Raw genomic sequence first — 1,876 nt, forward strand, 5'->3', positions numbered from 1 at the left:
TCCAATTCATCCGAACGGATGTTTCCAGCCCTAGCCGAACGAACAAAGAAAGAAACCGCTATGTGCGCCAAGTACGTAGCCGCCATCCTCGATGAACGCCTGAATGCCAGTCTGGCCTACGCCGCTCAGACTCAGAATTGATCAAGAAACATCAAAAAATGCCGCTTTCGACCGCCCCGATTGAGACTCAGTAAACGAGAACCTCAAGTCTCGCCGTCCATTTTTGCGAGAACGGCTGCACAAGTTTTCGTCCTCTTTTGGAAGCATACTAGCTTTGGAAAATCAGCTGAAATATAACTTTTATATTGCTTACCAATCCGAGCAATTGAGTCAAGCTACTGACTTACGGAATTGATTCACGCATTCCGGCCTGCACGAATGTGCTCAGTATTCCAAGCAACATCCCTACTCTCAGATTCAATCTCGCAGCCTTCATAAGCTGTTTCCGGGTACCAGACTAATGCAGTGAAAACTACAAGGAGGATAGAAAATGATTAAGAGACTCAGCGTAGTTCTTATTTTGGGTGCAGTGACACTCTTTGTCACCCCAAAGACCAATTCAAAACATGTATCAGGACTAGCCCTGCAGGCTGATGGCGGACACCCCATACCACCGTGGCCTGGGCCATCGAACCTAATCCAGCCCCCAGTGCTAGCTCAAACCCCATCCCCACTGCTGGCGGACGGAGGCCATCCTATACCACCCTGGCCGCCATCAGGCGGTGTTAGAGCCTAGGAAAGGGTGCGAATCGATCGAAAAGGGAACGGTGCGCAAGTACCGTTCCCTTCACTTGTGATAATATGCGTTAAATTCTTACGGTGATAATCGTATGTGGAGCCAAATAGTCTGGGGAACATGCATCGGTCTCGAAGCCTTAGTATTGCTTCGAGCCACCCGGACAAAACTGCTGAGGCGATTCCCTATCTTTCATTTGTATATTTCATTTGTCCTACTGGTCGACCTAGTTGCAATCCCTCTATCAAAGACGTCACCAGATATCTATTTCTTGTTCTACTGGCTGACCGCATTTCTTCAAGCCGTTTTGGGCTATGGCGTAACCGTGGAGATATTCAATCTTTCGCTCAAGAATTATCCTGGCGTGGCGAGGCTGGCTAGAACTCTTCTGATGTTTGTATTTCTTGGAGTTGTGGTAAAAGTAGGGATAAATCTGCTAAACAAACCTGACATCGTGCTTCCCTACGCGATCGCCAACATGGAACGCAGTCTGCGGCAAGTCCAAGCCGTTCTTTTGTTCTGCCTCTTGGCACTTTTGATCTATTACAAGATTCTTGTAAATAGAAATGTGAAAGGACTTCTGTTTGGGTATTCACTGTTTATAGGCGCGGACGTGATCTCCTTTACTTTCATCACTCATCCCATTTCCGGATTTGCTCTCCTGATGCGGCAAATTGATCCTGTTTGTTATGCGATATCTCTAATCATCTGGTTAGTTGCTCTTTGGTCTCCAAGTCCTCAGCGGGTGATCGATGGTACAGAAACTATTGAGCGGGATTACGAAAACCTTGCGCGCGAGACTCGCATCCTATTGCTTCGCGCTAGAACGCATCTGATCAGAGTGGGACGCCCGTGAGCGAAATTGTCTTTCCAATAATCATAGGATTGTTGCTTCTCGGAATTCTGTTCTATTGGCTTCTTCGCGAAGAGAATTCCGGACACTCCCAGCTCGAATATCTTGAGGCCCATTCTGCCTTGAACCATCTCCAATCAGTAATTGTTTCCCCTGACTTGGTCGAGAAAATTACCAGCGAACGGGATTTGGCTTTTGTGTATTCGGAAGGAGAGCCCAATCTCATTTCCCTTTTTATCAGCGAGCGAAGAGCTGCTTCAATTCTGTGGTTGCGCCGGATGCGCCAT

At 47.5% G+C, this 1,876-nt stretch carries 3 protein-coding genes; all 3 read left to right on the forward strand.

Translation table 11 applies throughout. From position 1 onward, the window contains the following. The first annotated feature begins 490 nt into the window (after positions 1-490). Positions 491-736: a hypothetical protein gene (locus VGS11_00060; GenBank protein HEV2118493.1), complete on the forward strand. Its 246-nt coding sequence runs from the start codon at positions 491-493 to the stop codon at positions 734-736. Positions 737-830: 94 nt separating this feature from the next. After that, positions 831-1,592, forward strand: a complete 762-nt coding sequence (locus VGS11_00065; protein HEV2118494.1) for a hypothetical protein — start codon at positions 831-833, stop codon at positions 1,590-1,592. After that, positions 1,589-1,876: hypothetical protein (locus VGS11_00070; protein ID HEV2118495.1), on the forward strand; the 288-nt coding region annotated here is incomplete at its 3' end. The genes VGS11_00065 and VGS11_00070, both read left to right, overlap by 4 nt.

This window comes from Candidatus Bathyarchaeia archaeon, from assembly GCA_035935655.1.
In the GTDB taxonomy this organism is placed as follows: domain Archaea; phylum Thermoproteota; class Bathyarchaeia; order 40CM-2-53-6; family 40CM-2-53-6; genus 40CM-2-53-6.

Coding starts and splice junctions, on each gene's coding strand:
- VGS11_00060 (HEV2118493.1), top strand. CDS start 491: ATGATTAAGAGACTCAGCGTAGTTCTTATTTTGGGTGCAGTGACACTC.
- VGS11_00065 (HEV2118494.1), top strand. CDS start 831: ATGTGGAGCCAAATAGTCTGGGGAACATGCATCGGTCTCGAAGCCTTA.